Annotated in this window: 11 protein-coding genes; 8 read left to right on the top strand and 3 right to left on the bottom strand. The window is 67.4% G+C overall.

The features are described 5' to 3' along the window. Positions 1–86 precede the first annotated feature (86 nt). On the top strand, positions 87–1,406 hold the full coding sequence (ectB, locus tag AC4D14_RS17160; RefSeq protein WP_490903874.1) for a diaminobutyrate--2-oxoglutarate transaminase: 1,320 nt from the start codon (positions 87–89) through the stop codon (positions 1,404–1,406). 157 nt (positions 1,407–1,563) lie between these two features. Here the strand turns inward: ectB and AC4D14_RS17155 are convergent, their stop codons facing one another. Continuing rightward, positions 1,564–2,571, bottom strand: coding sequence for a M20/M25/M40 family metallo-hydrolase (locus tag AC4D14_RS17155; RefSeq protein ID WP_490903873.1), 1,008 nt, complete (start codon positions 2,569–2,571; stop codon positions 1,564–1,566). Between the two features lie 178 nt (positions 2,572–2,749). Here AC4D14_RS17155 and AC4D14_RS17150 point away from each other — a divergent pair, with 178 nt between their 5' ends. From AC4D14_RS17150 to AC4D14_RS17135, 4 genes are all read left to right on the top strand, one after another. Further along, on the top strand, positions 2,750–3,478 hold the full coding sequence (locus AC4D14_RS17150; RefSeq protein WP_490903872.1) for a 4'-phosphopantetheinyl transferase family protein: 729 nt from the start codon (positions 2,750–2,752) through the stop codon (positions 3,476–3,478). Between the two features lie 199 nt (positions 3,479–3,677). Next, positions 3,678–4,991: an aspartate kinase gene (locus tag AC4D14_RS17145; RefSeq protein WP_490903911.1), complete on the top strand. Its 1,314-nt coding sequence runs from the start codon at positions 3,678–3,680 to the stop codon at positions 4,989–4,991. 155 nt (positions 4,992–5,146) lie between these two features. Beyond that, positions 5,147–9,304, top strand: coding sequence for a Pls/PosA family non-ribosomal peptide synthetase (locus tag AC4D14_RS17140; RefSeq protein ID WP_490903871.1), 4,158 nt, complete (start codon positions 5,147–5,149; stop codon positions 9,302–9,304). Between the two features lie 320 nt (positions 9,305–9,624). Continuing rightward, complete coding sequence (locus tag AC4D14_RS17135) at positions 9,625–10,506, top strand: AfsR/SARP family transcriptional regulator (protein ID WP_490903870.1); 882 nt, start codon at positions 9,625–9,627, stop codon at positions 10,504–10,506. A gap of 28 nt (positions 10,507–10,534) precedes the next feature. Here the strand turns inward: AC4D14_RS17135 and AC4D14_RS17130 are convergent, their stop codons facing one another. Together AC4D14_RS17130 and hutH are read right to left on the bottom strand one after the other, a co-directional pair. Continuing rightward, a complete protein-coding gene (locus AC4D14_RS17130) occupies positions 10,535–11,365 on the bottom strand; it encodes a siderophore-interacting protein (RefSeq protein ID WP_490903869.1) in 831 nt (276 codons plus the stop codon). A 102-nt stretch (positions 11,366–11,467) separates the two neighbouring features. Beyond that, positions 11,468–13,069: a histidine ammonia-lyase gene (gene hutH, locus AC4D14_RS17125; protein ID WP_490903868.1), complete on the bottom strand. Its 1,602-nt coding sequence runs from the start codon at positions 13,067–13,069 to the stop codon at positions 11,468–11,470. Between the two features lie 85 nt (positions 13,070–13,154). Here hutH and AC4D14_RS17120 point away from each other — a divergent pair, with 85 nt between their 5' ends. The 3 genes from AC4D14_RS17120 (at position 13,155) to AC4D14_RS17110 (ending at position 16,833) form a co-directional block, all read left to right on the top strand. After that, positions 13,155–13,841, top strand: a complete 687-nt coding sequence (locus AC4D14_RS17120; protein ID WP_490903867.1) for an IclR family transcriptional regulator — start codon at positions 13,155–13,157, stop codon at positions 13,839–13,841. Beyond that, positions 13,838–15,535, top strand: a complete 1,698-nt coding sequence (gene hutU, locus AC4D14_RS17115) for a urocanate hydratase (protein ID WP_490903866.1) — start codon at positions 13,838–13,840, stop codon at positions 15,533–15,535. Before AC4D14_RS17120 ends, hutU begins: the two co-directional genes overlap by 4 nt. An 89-nt stretch (positions 15,536–15,624) precedes the next feature. Continuing rightward, positions 15,625–16,833 (top strand): allantoate amidohydrolase, encoded by a 1,209-nt coding sequence (locus AC4D14_RS17110; protein ID WP_490903865.1) that lies wholly within the window; start codon positions 15,625–15,627, stop codon positions 16,831–16,833. Positions 16,834–16,842 lie beyond the last annotated feature (9 nt).

Raw genomic sequence — 16,842 nt, 5'->3', positions numbered from 1 at the left:
GCTCCGGCGGCCGCCCAACCGGATCCGATGACGAGCTGCCTGGACAGAGACCGCGAGACGGGCAGCGACAGACCGAAGGAAGACCAGTGACGGATATTTTTGAAACCCTCGAATCCGAAGTCCGCAGTTACTGCCGCGGTTGGGACACAGTCTTTGAACGCGCCGCGGGAAGCATGCTCTACAGCGAAGACGGCAAGGAGTACGTTGACTTCTTTTCCGGCGCCGGGGCACTGAATTACGGGCACAACAATCCGCTGCTGCTCAAGCCGCTGATCGAGTATCTCCAGTCGGGTGCCATTGTCCATTCCCTCGACATGAAGACTCCTGCAAAGCGGAACTTCCTTGAGACCTTCCGCGAGCTCATCCTCGCGCCGCGGGCCCTTGACTACAAGGTGATGTTCCCCGGCCCCACGGGGACGAACACGGTTGAGTCGGCGTTGAAGCTTGCCCGGAAGGTTACCGGAAGGCATCACATCCTCGGCTTCACCAACGCATTCCACGGCATGACCCTCGGCTCGCTGTCCGTCACGGGCAACTCAATGAAGCGCCGGGGGGCCGGGATTCCCCTGACGAACACGTCGAGTATTCCCTATGACGGATACCTCGACGGCGGTGAGGATTTCCAGTGGCTCAGCCGCATCCTCGAGGACAGCGGCTCAGGTCTCGATCTGCCGGCGGCGGTTATCGTCGAGACGGTCCAGGGCGAAGGCGGGCTCAGGACCGCGCGCCCGTCCTGGCTCAGGGCACTCGCCGAGATCTGCCGCCAGCATGGCGTACTCCTCATCGTCGACGACGTGCAGGCAGGATGCGGGCGCACCGGAACCTTCTTCAGCTTTGAGGAGGCGGGCATCATTCCGGATATCGTCTGCCTCTCGAAGTCGATCTCGGGCTTTGGACTGCCCATGGCCCTGACGCTGTTCAGGCCGGAACTCGATATCTGGAAGCACGGTGAGCACAACGGCACCTTCCGCGGCCACAATCCCGCCTTCGTGACCGGTGCGGCGGCTCTGCGCCACTTCTGGTCGGGGCCTGAATTCGAAGCCCAGATTGCCGCGCGGTCGGTTCAACTCCACGACGGGCTCGAACAGATCGCAGTGCGCACCGAGGGAGCCCGGGTGCGCGGACGCGGAATGATGGCCGGCATCTACTATCCCGACCCGAACACGGCGGGGAACATCGCCTCCGAAGCCTTTGCCCGGGGTCTGCTCGTCGAAACCTCAGGACCGAAGGGGGAGGTGCTGAAGGCCCTTCCCGCACTGACCATCGACCCGAGCGAGCTGCGCCGGGGACTGGGCATCCTCGCCGATGCCGCGGGAGCTGTCACCGGATCGGTTCCGCAGCAGGTCCCGGAAGCGGCTGCCCCGCCGTTCGACGGGGAGACCGTCAGCTACAGCGGAGCAAGCTAGGGCCCGCTGCGGCACACGGCCCGGGCCCGCTCGGGCCGTATGCCGCACGATGCGGGTCCTGCTGCAAGGGCAGCCCCCGCTGGGCCATTGAAGCGCGTCCAGGCGGAGATGGCGGACCCGGGCCGGGTCCTGCGGCGGACCTACTCCGGCGGCGGACCTACTCCGGCGGCGGAGCCATTGCGAAAGCCCTTGTCGCGTAGGCCAGGGCCCCTGTCATTTCGCTGAGCATCTCGGGGTCAACATTGTCGATGGTGTCGCAGCTCTCGTGGTAGCAGGGGTCGTGGACCCGCCCTGCCGTTCCACCATGAAGCCGCGCCTCTGAGTCGGTCTTGATTCCGGTGTCCCCGGTGAATAGCCCGCCGACCGCGATCCCGGCCTCCTGAAAGGCCAGGTAGTCCGACCCGCCGTCCAGGAACGCTGGCTCGGTGGCCAGCTCGTTCTGTTCGAAATAATCGAGGAAGACATTCTCGATGGCGTCCGAGCCCTTCGGCCCGCCGTCCGAATCCGAGCCGTCGCCGTCGTAGACGAAACGGACACCGTTCGGTGATCCGACCATGTCGAGATTGAGGTTGAGGGCCGTCCTGTCGACCTCCTCCCCGCTCAGTTCGGCGACATAGTGGTTTGAGCCATAGAATCCGTCTTCCTCGCCGCCCCAAAACGCAAAACGGACCCGGTTGGCCGGCTCGATCCCGCTTTCCGCCAACCAGGCGGCAGTCTCGAGGATGGCGGCCACACCGGTTGCGTTGTCATTGATCCCGGGGCCTTCGGCCACGGAGTCGAGGTGCCCGCCCACCACAACGGTGTGCTCGGCGCTGCCCGGGCTGTCCGCCAGGATGTTGAAGGATTGAACTTCCTGGCCGGTCCAGTCATTGCGGTAGCTGAAATGCTGCCGGACGGGTACATACCCGGCCTCGCGCAGCTGCTCCTCGACATACCGGGCCGACTCCTCGTAGCCGGAGGTGCCGGAGGCGCGGGTTCCCCCCTCCGCGTCGGCGACGGCCTGCAGTGCCTCAACATGGGCGAAGACATCGCGATCGCCGACGTCTTCCCGAATCTCGTCGGCGTCGCTGGCCGACGTCGGGACAAGCGGCGGCGGGGAAGAACATGAGGTGAGCGCTGCAACCACCAGGCCGGCGGCGACCGCCAATCGTGTTCGGGATTTCATTCAGGTCCTCCTTCGATGAACCTCATCGGTCGCCCATCGACGCAGAAGTGCCTTTGAGACGGCCAAGCCTACCTACCATTCGTAGGCATAGGCTGTGATGGATGTCACCAACTACGGAAAAGTCAGGGTCCGGCCGCGAAGGCGGACACCGGCTCTTCCCGCCGGCTCCGGAGGCGAAATGGAAAACGCGGCAGAAGGCCTCGTCGACGGCGTTTTTCTCGCCGCGCGGCGCCTCTCCGAAGTGGACCCCGCACTCGCCGTCCTGCTCGATGACACGGAGCGGCGCAGGGCCGCCGCCTTCCGCCAGCCGGCCCAGCGCCAGCGGTTCCTTGCCGGGCGCATCCTGCTCAGGCAACACGCCGCCCGGCTGGTGCAGGAGGCCCCCGAGCGGCTGCGGGCAGACTACCGGTGTCCCACCTGCTCCCCGGGAGACGGTGCCCACGGCCAGCCCTGGTACACCCTGCCCGGACACGGCACCGAACCCGCCCTCCGAATGAGCCTCAGCCGGTCCGGGGACTGGTGCCTGAGCGCGGGAAGTGTTGATCCCGGCATCTCCGGCCTCGGGGTCGACCTTGAAGGCCCCCCGCTGCCGGGACCTGACGGCTTCGAGGAGGTTGCGTTGGCGCCGGGGGAGCTGAAACAGCTCTCCCGGGTATGGAAGGCACGGCGCACCGCCTCGACGATACGGTTCTGGGTCCGCAAGGAGGCGGTGCTGAAGGCATTGGGCACCGGCATGGACCTTGATCCGTCGAGTCTTGACGTCTCCGCGGCCGTTCCGGTCATGCCTGGCGGGCAGCAAATGAGTGGCCAGTGGCAGACCCGGGACATCACGCCCCGTACCGTCGGGCTGCCCCGGGGATTCACCGCGGCATTGGCGGTATTCCGCGGATCACGGGGCACTGCCTAGGTCAAGAACGGCTCCCGCCCAAGGTTTTTCCAAGGTGCTGGTCACACAGTCGAAAGGTGACCGAAGCCCAAACCCTGCACCCCGCTCCTGATTGACCCAGGAGGCCGCCTTGAATAATTTCCTGCATGGATCCGATGCTCCATCCGGGCCCGAGCTTTCCTCTGTAGCGCCCCTGCTGCCGGAACCTGCGGTCACCTCGGTGGTCCCGGCGGGCGCCCCGGGAGGAGCACCACGCCCGGCGGGTCCCGACACGAGCCTCATCGTGCAGAAATACGGCGGTTCCTCGGTCGCCGATGCGGCCGGGATCCTCCGCGCCGCCCGCCGCATCGCGGAGACCCGGGCCGCAGGGCACCGCGTTGTCGCAGTGGTTTCGGCAATGGGCGATACAACTGATGAGCTGCTCGACCTTGCGGCTGCGGTCTCGACCCGCCCGCATCCCCGGGCCCTCGATGCCCTGATCGCCACCGGAGAGCTGGTGTCGATGGCTGCCCTCGCGCTTGCCCTGGCGGACCTCGGGGAGGACGTAACCACCTTCACGGGCAGTGAGGCGGGGCTCATCACCGACAACCTCCACGGCAAGGCGCACATCCTCGACGTCCGGCCCGAGCGGATCGTTTCCTGCCTGGAGCGGGGCGGAATCGCAGTCGTCGCCGGATTCCAGGGCCGGACCCGCAGGAAGAAGTCACTCACAACGCTTGGACGGGGCGGGTCCGACCTCACCGCCGTCGCGCTTGCCGCAGCGCTTGGCGCAAGCATCTGCGAGATCTACACCGACGTCGACGGCGTCTACACCGCCGACCCGCGGGTTGTCCCCACCGCCCGCAAGATCGATGTGATCTCCAGCGAGGAGATGCTGGAGTTCGCCGCATCCGGGGCGAAGATCCTGCACCTGAGGTGCGTCGAGTACGCGCGCCGGTTCGGAGTCCCCCTCCATGTGCGCTCTTCGTTCGCCCAGCACCGCGGAACGCTGATCCTGCCGAGCCTCGACCGGCGGGCCGGGGAACCCGCACGGGAACAACCGGTGATCACCGAGGTGGTCGGCGCCAATTCCAGCGCCCGGATCACTGTTGTCGGGGTGCCGGAGGGCCCGGACTCCACGGCCCGGATCGTGCACGACCTCGCCGGATCGGGCCTGACCCTGGAAACGATCGTCAAGAGCCCAAGGCCCGCCGACACCGGACGTACCGACATCTCCTTCACCATTCCCGCAGCCCAGGCCCCCGCCGCCATGGAAGCGCTCGAGTCGGCGCGGACCGACATCGCGTTCGAAGGCATTGAGGTCAACGAGCATGTGGGAAGGGTATCGGTCGCCGGACTTGGTATGCGGTCCTCGCCCCATGTCTTCTCAACGTTCTTTCGGGCACTATCCGACGCCGGCATCGACATGGAGCTTGTCGAGATCTCCGAAATCTGCATAGCGGCGGTCACCCGGACCAGCCAGCTTGACGCCGCCGTCCACGCCGTCCGTGCGGCTTTCGGCCTGGTCCCTGCCGGCGAGGAGGCGTCGGCCTAGCCGGGACCATGCAGTTCATCGACGCTTCCGCGGGCACCACCGCGGTTGGAGAAACCCGGCACCGGCCACTTGGCCCGGCGTCACCACCAGGGACGGCAGGAAAGCACCCCGGCGCACGGCGCCGTCCCGACACGCAGAAGAGATTGGAGACCTGAATGGGGCGACATGTAGCCGAACCGGTTACCGCCAGCAGGGCGTTCACCCGCACCCACCGCTCGAAGGGGCGCGTCATGGATGGCGTGCGCACAAAGCCGCTGGCCCGCCCTGAACAGGGCGTCCGGTGGACACCGGGCGAGCGGTTGAACCACCTGTTCGAGGACCGGTGTGACCGGCTGCGGAACGAAGGCCGAAGCAGCCAGCTCGCTGTCGATGCCGAAGATGTCGCCCTCACCTATGACGAACTCGATGCACGGGCCAACCAGCTCGCCCGCCACCTGCTGGCGCAGGGAGCGCGCCCCGGTGACCGGATCGCCCTGCTGTTCGACCTGCCCTGGTGCGCTTACGTCGGAATGCTCGCCGTCCTGAAGATCCGTGCCGCGTATGTCCCTTTGGACCCGGGATTCCCACCGGACCGGCTGAAGTACATCCTCGACGACGCGAACGTGGCGCTTGTGGTTTCACTGTCCCACCTCGAGGAGCTCGTGCCCGAAGGGCGCAGGGCCCTTTTCGTCGACACGGAACAGCCCCGGATCGATTCCCAGAATCCCTCACGGCTCGACGCAATCCCCGGACAGGACGGGGCAGGCGAGCTGGCCTACATCATCTACACCTCGGGCTCGACGGGCAGGCCCAAGGGCGTGGCGATCGAGCACGCCAGCATCTGCAACTTCGTTCGGGTTGCCGCCGATATCTACGGAGTGGCACCCACCGACCGGTTCTACCAGGGCATGACAATCGCCTTCGATTTCTCGGTCGAGGAAATCTGGGTGCCGTGGATAGCGGGCGCGACCCTCGTTCCCAAGCCCCGCGGTTCGAGCCTTCTCGGTGCCGACCTCGCCGACTTCCTGCGCGAGAAGCACGTCACCGCCATGGCCTGCGTCCCCACTCTCCTGGCGACAATCGACGACGACCTGCCCGAGCTGCGGTTCCTCCTCGTCTCCGGAGAGGCCTGCCCGCGCGATTTGATTGCCCGCTGGCATCGATCCGACCGGCGGTTCCTCAACGTCTACGGCCCCACCGAAGCCACGGTCACCGCCACGTGGACCGTCGCTGATCCGCGCGAGCCGGTCACCCTCGGCGTTCCCTTGCCCACCTACTCCGCCGTTATCCTCGACCCGGACGAGTCCCGGGAGCTTCCGCGCGGGGAGGTGGGCGAGATCGCCCTGGCCGGCATCGGGCTCGCCAAGGGCTATGTCAACCGCCAGGACCTCACCGACCGTGCCTTCATTCCGGACTTCCTCAACCTCGCCAACAACCCGTCGGGGCGGATCTACCGAACAGGGGACCTCGGCCGGTTCACCGAGGAGGGCAAGATCGACTACCTCGGCCGGATCGACACCCAGGTAAAGATCCGCGGTTACCGCATCGAACTGACGGAAATCGAATCCGTGATGCTGAAGATCCCTGGGATAGCGCAGGCGGTCGTCACCACCCACGAGTCGAGTCCGGGAAACACCGAGCTGGCCGCCTACTACAGCCTCCGCAAGGACACCGAGGTGATCGACGAGGCGATGATCTTTGAGGTGCTCCGCGATCGGCTGCCCGGGTACATGGTGCCGGCCTACCTGGACCGGCTCGACGTCATCCCCATGCTCACCAGCGGCAAGGCCGACCGCAAATCCCTGCCGAAGCCCGTCAGCAAGCTCAGCGCCGTCAGCAGCAGCGGACCCTACACCGCACCCGTCACCGCCACAGAGGAGATCCTCGCAGATGCCCTAGCCAAGGTGCTCCAGGTCGAGAAGGTCTCGACAACCGACCACTTCTTCAACGACCTCGGCACGAACTCCTTGCTGCTTGCGCACTTTTCGGCCCGGCTGCGCAAGGACGGGCGGGTCCCACCGGTTCCCATGCGCGAGATTTACCTCAAGCCGACGATCGCGTCCCTCGCCGCCTCGCTGGGCGAACCGACGGGAGCCACGGCGGCACAGCTGGTGCGCCCGGATACCCCGCCACCCGCGCCTGTCAGCACAGCGTCCTACATCCTGTGCGGCACGCTTCAGGCCCTGTTCTTCCTTGGATCGACCTTCGCCGCGTCCCTGGTGCTGCTCGCCGGATATCGGTTCGCGTCCGGAGGGGAGAACCTCGGCGAGGTCCTCCTGCGTTCGTTCGTGTTTGGGGTTGTCAGCTTCGTGGCCTTCGCCCTGCTGCCGATCGTGGCCAAATGGCTGCTCATCGGCAGATGGAAGGTTCAAGAAATACCGGTGTGGTCACTGCGCTACTTGCGGTTCTGGGTGGTCAAGGTGCTCATCCAGAACAGCGCCTTGCGCATGTTCGTGGGGACGCCCGTTTATCCGCTTTACCTGCGCGCGCTTGGAGCGAAGGTAGGCCGGAACGTCGCGATCTTCGCCTCAGCCGTGCCCGTCTGCACCGACCTGCTGACGATCGGCGCCGGAACGGTCATCCGCAAGGATACGGTGTTCCTCGGCTACCGGGCGTACCGCGGGCAAATCCAAACCGGGACCGTGACGATTGGGGCCGATGTCCTCATCGGTGAGGCCGTCATCCTCGACATCGGCTCGTCGATCGGTGAGGGTTCACAACTCGGACACGCTTCATCGCTGTATGCGTCTCAGGCCATCCCGGCGAACGAGCGGTGGCACGGGTCGCCGGCGCAGCCCACGACCACCGACTACCGGGCCGTGGCCCCGGCGAAATGCAGCACCCGCCGGCGGATCACCTATGGCACCTTCGCGGTGATCAACCGAGTCTTCCTCGTGGCTCCGATCGGCCTGGCCGGCCTCGCGACGCTTATCCCGGCGTACACCTCCACGGAGCACCTGGACCACTCCAACCTGCAGTTCTATGTGGACACCCTTGCCGCGTCCTTCGTGCTCTTCGTCACCGCTGTGGTGACCGGCCTGATCGCCGTCGTGACCATACCCCGCCTGCTGAACCTGTTCCTCACGCCGGGGAAGGTGTATCCCCTGTACAGCCTGCCGTACATGCTCCAAGGGGCCATCGCCCGCCTGACGAACCTGCCATTCTTCATGCATTTGACCGGGGACAGCTCGCTGATTGTCCATTACCTGCGCCTCTTGGGATACAAGCAACCGGGCCTGGTCCAGACCGGCTCGAACTTCGGCGTTTCGCTCAAGCATGAGACTCCCTACGCCGCGACGATCGGCAGCGGCACAATGGTCGCGGACGGCCTGTCGATCGTGAACACCGAGTTTTCTAACAGTTCGTTCAAGATCTCACCAACCTCAATCGGCGCACGCAGCTTCTTCGGCAACAACATCATCTATCCCTCGGAGGCCCGGACCGGGGACAACTGCCTCTTCGCCACGAAGGTGCTTATACCCGTCGACGGCCCAGTTAGGGAAAACGTTGGTTTGCTTGGCTCGCCGCCGTTCGAAATCCCGCGGTCGGTGCAGCGGGACAGCGAGTTCAAGGCGATTCGGCCCGAGGAGGTGAAGACACGCCTGCCCGCGAAGAACAACCACAACGGGATCACCATCGCCTTCTACCTGCTCAGCCGGTGGATCTTCACCTTCGTTGCCCTCATAATCGGCTCCTTCGCCGTTGCCCTCCACACCATCTTCGACGTGCTGATCGTTGCCGCATGCTTCACCGGCATGCTTGTGTTCACGGTCTTCTACTTCACCCTCATCGAGCGGGCCGCCACGGGGTTCCGAAGGATGAGCCCCGTGTTCTGCTCGATCTACGACAGCCGCTTCTGGAGGCACGAGCGGTTTTGGAAACTCAACGCAGCCTTCCAGCCGCTGTTCAATGGAACCCCGTTCAAGAGTTTCGTCTGGAGAATGCTCGGTGTGCGGGTCGGACGGAGGGTCTTCGACGACGGTTGCGGCATCCCCGAAAAGACGATCGTCTCGATTGGTGATTACTGCACGCTCAATGCCCTGAGCACCATCCAGTGCCACTCGATGGAAGACGGCGCATTCAAGCTCGACGGGATCACCATCGGCGCTGGCTGCACCCTCGGGGTCAACGCCTTTGTCCATTACGGCGTCACCATGGGCGACGGTGCGGTGCTTGAGGCCGACTCCTTCCTCATGAAGGGCGAGGACCTCCCCGCAGGCAGCCGCTTCGGTGGCAATCCGGCCCAGGAGCTCACGTGCTCCGCCGTCGGCCTTCCCGCGGCAGCGAAGGCCGAAACGCATCCGCGCAGTAAGGCACTGCCCTACGTGGGCTGAAAAGAAGGTGCTTACCCGCAGAGCAGCGGGGCAGCGACGCTGCCCCGCTGCTCTGCTACTCGTACGGATACTCATAGACAACACGGTTCACACTTGTCTTCCGCCTGAAACCGCGGAACGAGTACCCGTGTTCCTTGTCCGAGGTGTTCGGGCCGTGCCACGGTTGCTGCAGACCGTCCGATATGGTCCGACAGAGAGGATTTTGGCCAGGCACTTCGGACGATTGTAAGAGTGTTGTCTCGGAGAAATTGAAGAACCTTATGGAACTAGAGGCGGAATTCCCAAGGTCCATCTCCGTAAAGTTGATCGGCGACTTTTCAGTGACGCGTGGGGACGGCACGGTCCTGCGCGCCGGAGATTTGGGTGGATGTAAGACACGGCTGATCCTTGAGGTGCTCCTGGTGCAGCTCGGCACTCCCGTGTCGAAGGACCGTTTGATCGAAGTGCTGTGGGGCAGGCGGGCTCCAAGCGGTGCAGTGGCCACACTGGAGAGCTATGTCAGTGCCCTGCGCAGAACCATCCAGCCGGGGCACACGCGGACCGGGCCTCTGCGTACCGCCAACGGCGGATACGTGCTCGACGCGAAGCTAGTCGACCTGGATCTGGTGCGCTTCCGCCATCTCGTCCGCTCCGCGGGGCGGTGCACGCCGGCCGAAGCGTATTCCCGCCTGCTGGCGGCGCTTGAGTTGTGCACGGGACCGTTGCTGGGGCATGAGCTGACATCGGAGTGGGCGGAGGAAGCCCGCCTCGACCATGCCGCTACGGCTCAGGAGGCACGGATCAAGGCCGCAGAAACCGCATCACTGCTTGGCGAACCGGGTGAAGCGATCCGCCTGGCACAGACCGCCGTCTCGAATGACCAACTCAGCGAACGGGCCTGGAACTCATTGATCGTCGCCTTCGAAAACGCGGGGATGGCGGCCGAGGGTCTTTCGGCGTTCGAGCGCTGCCGGAGAATTTTCGGCACCGACCTCGGCTGCAGTCCGGGCCCGGCCCTCCAGGCCGCCTACCGGCGGCTGCTTCGACAGACGGCCGAGGCCGACACCGACCTGTCCGACGAGCTCGCCGCGCTGCTGTACCTTGGCAGGCGTCTTCACGGAACCGGCGCATCCCAGGTCACTGACAACGGCCGCGAATTCAACAGCGAGATCGCCGGCCGGATCCTCGACACCTTCATCCAGCGCGCACGCGAAGCAAGTTAGGGGCGTCAGGGCCGACCCGGCGCCCCGTTCAGTCGAGGATCTTGCCGATCGGTTCACGCTTCTCGGCCTGGAACCGGTCCTCGGCCCGGCCGTAGGCCCAGTAGCCCGACAGGGAGACCTGGGCGCGCTCGAGGCCGCGCTGGGCGAACAGGACATCGCGCAGCGCCTTCATGGCGCCGCGCTCGCCGTGGACGAATGCGTCAACCCGTCCCTCGGGCCAGTCGGCGGAGGCCACCGCGTCGGCCAGCAGCGACGTCGTGCCCGCCGGGCGGCCGCGGCGGAACAGCCAGTGGACCGTGACGCCCTCGGGCGCAATGAGGGGTATGGTGTCCGCCTCGGAGTCCACCTCGAGCCAGGCCGTGCCTGTGGCACCCTTCGGGAGTGCCTCAAGGCCTGCCGCGATGGCGGGGAGGGCCGCCTCGTCGCCGGCAAAGAGGTACCAGTCCGCGTCGGGCCGCGGAGACCACGCCCCCGACGGCCCCATGAGCACTAGACGGTCGCCGGGCCGGGCGCGTGCGGCCCACGGGCCGGCGATCCCTTCGTCGCCGTGGACAACGAAGTCGATGGCGAGCCGCTGCCGTGCCGGATCCATCCACCGGACCGTGTAGGTGCGCTTGACCGGGAGATCCTCCGGCGGGAGCTGGCCCGCAAGCGCCTCAAGATCGTAGGGGGGATGGAGTCCGAGCTCGGGACGGGCGAAGAGCAGCTTGACGTACTTGTCGGTGTTGTCGTTGGGGTTCAGGTCGGCGAATCCCTCACCGCCGGCAATGACCCGGACTAGGTGCGGGCTGACCCGGGTGGTCTCGAGGACGCTGAGCACCACCTGGCGGCGGGGCTTCTTCACGGCAGGTGCGGTCATGGCAGGGTGCGGCTCTTTTCCGAGGAGGGTTTGTTAGCCAACCCTAACAAACGTCGGTGGCACCCCCGGGCGGCCGGTGCACCAGCGGCCCGCGCCGTCACGTCAGACCAGTGCCGCTCCCAACGCCTCCTCGGCGGCTCCTACCAGCGCGCCGTTGTCCACGAGCACGCGAGCCGCCTCGATCTCCGGGGCGAGGTAACGGTCGGTTCCGGGGCCTTCGACCTCCCGGCGCAGCGCCCGCCGGACGGCGGCGATAGCCTCGGAACTGCGCGCCGCCGCGATGCCGCCGTCGCGCATGTCGAGTGCGCGGGCGGCGGTGAGGATTTCGATGGCAAGGACGCGGGTGAGCCCGTCGAGGGCGCGGCGCAGCTTCAGGCCGGCCGCCCAGCCCATTGAGACGTGGTCCTCCTGCATGGCGGAGGAGGGGATGGAGTCGACGGATGCTGGATTGGCCAGCCGCTTCAGTTCGGAGACGATGCCGGCCTGGGTGTACTGGGCGATCATGTGGCCCGAATCAACGCCCGGGTCATCGGCGAGGAAGGCGTTGAGCCCGTGACTGCGTGCCTTGTCCAGGAACCGGTCGGTGCGGCGTTCGCTCATCGAGGCGACGTCGGCGACGGCGATTGCGAGGAAATCGAGGACGTAGCCGACCGGGGCGCCGTGGAAGTTGCCGTTCGACTCGATCCGGCCGTCCGGGGTGATCACGGGATTGTCGATGGCCGATCCGAGCTCGATGTCCGCCACCGAGCGGGCGTGGGCAAGCGTCGCGCGTGCCGCCCCGTGGACCTGCGGCGCACAGCGCAGCGAGTAGGCGTCCTGGACGCGGGTGAAACGGTGCCGGCCGGTCTCCGAGGTGAGCTGGTCGCTGATGAGCGCCGAGCCCCTGAGGAGCGAGCGGATGTTGGCGGCGGAGTCGCGCTGGCCCGGGTGGGGGCGCAGCGCATGGAGGTCCTCGGCGAAGACGGCGTCGGTGCACAGCAGCCCCTCAACGCTCATGGCTGCGGCAAGATCCGCCGTTTCGAGCAGCCGCTGCAGGTCCGCTGCGGCGAGGATGAGCATCCCCAGCATCCCGTCGGTGCCGTTGATCAGGGCGAGGCCCTCCTTCTCCCGCAGCTCAACCGGAGCGATGCCTGCTTCGGCGAGGGCCTCCACCGCGGGAACAAGCGCCCCGCCGCCGGTCCGCACTGTGCCCTCGCCCATCAGCGCCAGCGCCACGTGGGAGAGGGGGGCGAGGTCCCCGGAGCAGCCGAGCGAGCCATACTCGCCAACGACCGGGGTGATTTCCGCGTTCAGCATCTGTGCGTACGTCTGCGCCACAACCGGGCGGACGCCCGTGCGTCCGGTCGCCATCGTCGAAAGCCGCCCCAGCATCAGCCCGCGCACCACCTCGCGGTCCACCTCAGCGCCTGAGGAAGCGGCGTGGCTGCGGATCAGGCTGCGCTGGAGCTGGGTGCGCTGCTCGAGGGGAATGTGCTTGGTGGCCAGGGCTCCGAAGCCCGTCGAGACCCCGTAGTGGGGAGTGGGGTCGTCGGCGAGCTGCTCGACGACGCGCCGCGAGGCGGACATCGCCTCGACGGCTTCCGGAGCCAGAGACACCGGGGCACCATAGCGGGCCACGGCAACGACGTCGTCCGGGCTGAGCGCGCCGGTACCGATAGTGACGGTGCCGGGGGTGACTGTCTCGGCGGTCGGATGAGCGGTCATGGGGGAGCCTCGCTTCGCGGAGCACTCAAGAGTATTGCCATTGAGTGAAAATGGAGTTTCAATAAGTGAAATACAAATGGGACCTATGCGCAAGGGGATTCCGGTGGCCGATGCCTCAACCCGAACCGTCGAGCGGGCGTTGCTGCTCCTCGGCGCCGTGTGCGAGCGCGGAACCCTCACCCTGGCCGAGGCGGCGCGCGACGCGGGGCTCTCCGCCTCAACAGCGCTGCGGCTGCTGCGGACCCTCGAATCCACAGGCTTCGTACGCCGTGACGACGCCGGCGGGTACCGTCCAGGGCTGCGGGTGGTGCAGCTCGGGGCGCAGGCGCTCAGCTCCGAATCGCTGGTTTCCCTCGCCGAGGCCGCGCTCGACCGGCTCGTGGGCCTCACCGGGGAATCGGCCTACCTCAGCGTCCCCTCCCACGACGGGCACGGCGTCTACCTCGCCGTCAGGGAAGGAACGCACTCCGTCCGGCACGCCAGCTGGGTTGGCCGGAGCATTCCGCTCCAGGGGACGGCGGTGGGTGCCGTGCTCTCCGGCGACGTCCCCGAATCCGGCTACGTCGTGGTGCGCGACGGCGTGGAGTCCGACGTCACCGCCATCGCCGCCCCGGTCCACGCCGGAGGGCGCATCGCCGCTGCCCTGAGCGTCGTAGTGCCCAGCTACCGCATCAGTGAAGACCAGTCAGCCGGGATCGGCGCGCATGTGGCCCGCGAGGCCGCAGGCATCCTGCCCGGCATCCCAGAAACCCCTGAAGGAGAAACAGCATGAGCCCCACCGAGGCCAGCGGCACCGCGTCCCCTGCCACAACCCACGATCCGTCCCGGAACATCCGCGCAGCCCGCGGAACGGCGCGGACGGCCAAGAGCTGGCAGACCGAGGCGCCGCTGCGGATGCTCATGAACAACCTCGACCCCGAGGTGGCCGAGCGGCCCGAGGACCTGGTGGTGTACGGCGGAACGGGCCGTGCCGCCCGCAGCTGGGAGGCCTACGACGCCATCGTGCGCTCGCTCGAGGACCTCGAGGACGACGAAACCCTGCTGGTGCAGTCGGGCAAGCCCGTCGGTATCTTCCGCACCAACCCCTGGGCCCCCCGGGTGCTGCTGGCCAACTCGAACCTTGTGGGGGACTGGGCCACCTGGCCCGAGTTCCGCCGGCTCGAGGCCGAGGGACTGATGATGTACGGGCAGATGACCGCCGGGTCCTGGATCTACATCGGCACCCAGGGGATCCTGCAGGGCACCTTCGAAACCTTCGCCGCCATTGCAGAGAAGCGCTTCGGGGGCACCCTCGCCGGAACCCTCACGCTCACCGCCGGCTGCGGCGGCATGGGTGGGGCTCAGCCGCTGGCCGTCACCCTGAACGGGGGAGCGGTGCTCATTGTCGACGTCGACGAATCGCGCCTGCGCCGCCGCGTCGCCAAGCGCTACCTCGACACCGTGGCCGACTCGCTCGACGACGCCGTCGCGCAGATCCTCGCCGCCAAGGCGGAAAAGCGGGCGCTGTCGGTCGGCGTCGTGGGCAACGCAGCCGAGGTGTTCCCGGAACTGCTCGAACGCGGCATCGGCATCGACATCGTCACCGACCAGACCTCCGCACACGACCCGCTGAGCTACCTCCCCGAAGGGGTGGCCCTCGAGGACTGGTCACGGGAGGCCGCCGCGGACCCGGTGGGCTTCACCAAGAAGGCCCAGGCCTCAATGGCCCGCCACGTCGAGGCGATGGTCGGTTTCCTCGACGCCGGCGCCGAGGTGTTCGACTACGGGAACTCGATCCGCGACGAGGCCCGCTCCGGCGGGTATGCCCGTGCGTTCGACTTTCCCGGTTTCGTCCCCGCCTACATCCGCCCGCTGTTCTGCGAGGGCCTCGGGCCGTTCCGGTGGGTCGCCCTCTCCGGCGACCCGGCCGACATCGCCGTCACCGACGCCGCGCTTAAAGAACTGTTCCCCGAGAACACCCATCTTCACCGCTGGCTTGACGCCGCCGCCGAGCATGTCGAGTTCGAGGGCCTCCCGGCGCGCATCTGCTGGCTCGGCTACGGCGACCGCGCCAAGGCAGGGCTGCTGTTCAACCGGCTCGTCGCCGAAGGCAAGGTTTCCGCGCCCATCGTCATCGGACGCGACCACCTCGACTCGGGCTCCGTCGCATCGCCCTACCGGGAGACCGAGGCAATGGCCGACGGATCGGACGCCGTGGCCGACTGGCCGCTGCTCAACGCCCTGCTCAACACCTCCTCCGGCGCCACCTGGGTTTCGATCCACCACGGCGGCGGGGTCGGCATCGGCCGCTCCATCCACGCCGGCCAGGTCTCGGTTGCCGACGGCACGGAGCTCGCCGCGCAGAAGCTCGAGCGGCTCCTGACGAACGATCCCGGAATGGGCGTCATCCGGCACGTCGACGCCGGCTACCCCCGCGCCGCCGACGTCGCCGCCGAACGCGGCGTGCGCATCCCGATGCAGCAGTAGCCGGCCGCGCGGCCCGGTATCCACGCCCGGCCGCCCTCCGCCACGGAACGCCGACCGCGTTCGCCCTCGCCCAGACCCCCGGAGGCTTGATGGATTCCGTTTCAACCCTGCTCGACTCGATCACCGGCGTCGGCCGCGACACGCGCCGGGGCGGGTACTCCCGCCCGGTCTATTCAGCGGCGGAGAACGAGCTGCGCGAATGGTTCGAAGCCGAGGCCCGCAAACGCGGACTGGCTGTGGAGACCGACCGTAACGGCATCCTGTGGGGGTGGTGGGACGTACCGGGCGCCGGCCGCACCGGATCCCTCGTCACCGGCAGCCACCTCGACTCCGTGCCGGGCGGCGGAGCCTTCGATGGACCCCTTGGGGTCGCCTCGGCCCTCGCCGCGGTCGACGTCCTGCGCGGGCGCGGCGTGCAGCCGAACCGCGCCCTCGCCATCACCGTCTTCCCCGAGGAGGAGGGCTCTCGGTTCGGTGTTGCCTGCCTCGGCTCCCGCCTGCTCACGGGCACCATCGACGCCGACAGGGCGCGCAGCCTCACCGACGCCGACGGCACGAGCTTCGCCGATGCCTCCCGCGCCGCCGGGCTCGACCCCTCCCGGATGGGGCGCGACGACGAGGCGCTGAGGAACATCGGGGACTTCATCGAACTCCACGTCGAACAGGGCCGCGGGCTCGCCGACCTCGATTCCGCCGTCGCGGTCGGCTCCTTCGTGCTCGGCCACGGACGCTGGCGGCTCTCGGTGCACGGGCAGGGCAACCATGCCGGGACCACCCTTATGGCCGACCGCGCCGACCCCATGGTTGCAGCGGCGCAGATCGTTCTCGCAGTGCGGGAGGCCGCCCGCGCCCAGGAGGATGCACGGGCCACAGTGGGACGGCTCCAGCCGGTGCCCGGCGGAACGAACGTCATCGCCTCGCGCGTCGACCTGTGGCTCGATGTGCGCCACCCCGACGACGCCGTGACCGCCGCCCTCGTGGAGAAGATCCACGGCAAGGCCCAAAAGGCCGCGGCCTTCGAGGGCTGCTCGGTGACACTCACCGAGGAATCCCTCAGCGGAACCGTCGCCTTCGACCCCGCCCTCCAGCGCGGGCTCGCCAACTCACTGGGCGGTGCGCCGGTGCTTCCCACCGGCGCCGGGCACGACGCCGCGGTGCTCTCCGGAATCGTTCCCTCGGCCATGCTCTACGTGCGCAACCCGACCGGGATCAGCCACTCCCCGGAGGAACACGTCGAGCGCGACGACGCCGACGCCGGAGCGTCGGCGCTCGCCGACGTGCTCGAGGACCTGCTGTGAGGCGCACAC

This window comes from Arthrobacter sp. TJ-254 (assembly GCF_058269175.1).
This window is presented reverse-complemented; position numbering and strand designations above follow the sequence as displayed.

Excerpts from the sequence above, each read along its gene's own strand:
- AC4D14_RS17155 (WP_490903873.1), bottom strand. The coding sequence starts at position 2,571 with ATGAAATCCCGAACACGATTGGCGGTCGCCGCCGGCCTGGTGGTTGCA.
- AC4D14_RS17150 (WP_490903872.1), top strand. The coding sequence starts at position 2,750 with ATGGAAAACGCGGCAGAAGGCCTCGTCGACGGCGTTTTTCTCGCCGCG.
- AC4D14_RS17140 (WP_490903871.1), top strand. The coding sequence starts at position 5,147 with ATGGGGCGACATGTAGCCGAACCGGTTACCGCCAGCAGGGCGTTCACC.
- AC4D14_RS17130 (WP_490903869.1), bottom strand. The coding sequence starts at position 11,365 with ATGACCGCACCTGCCGTGAAGAAGCCCCGCCGCCAGGTGGTGCTCAGC.
- hutH (WP_490903868.1), bottom strand. The coding sequence starts at position 13,069 with ATGACCGCTCATCCGACCGCCGAGACAGTCACCCCCGGCACCGTCACT.
- AC4D14_RS17120 (WP_490903867.1), top strand. The coding sequence starts at position 13,155 with ATGCGCAAGGGGATTCCGGTGGCCGATGCCTCAACCCGAACCGTCGAG.
- hutU (WP_490903866.1), top strand. The coding sequence starts at position 13,838 with ATGAGCCCCACCGAGGCCAGCGGCACCGCGTCCCCTGCCACAACCCAC.
- AC4D14_RS17110 (WP_490903865.1), top strand. The coding sequence starts at position 15,625 with ATGGATTCCGTTTCAACCCTGCTCGACTCGATCACCGGCGTCGGCCGC.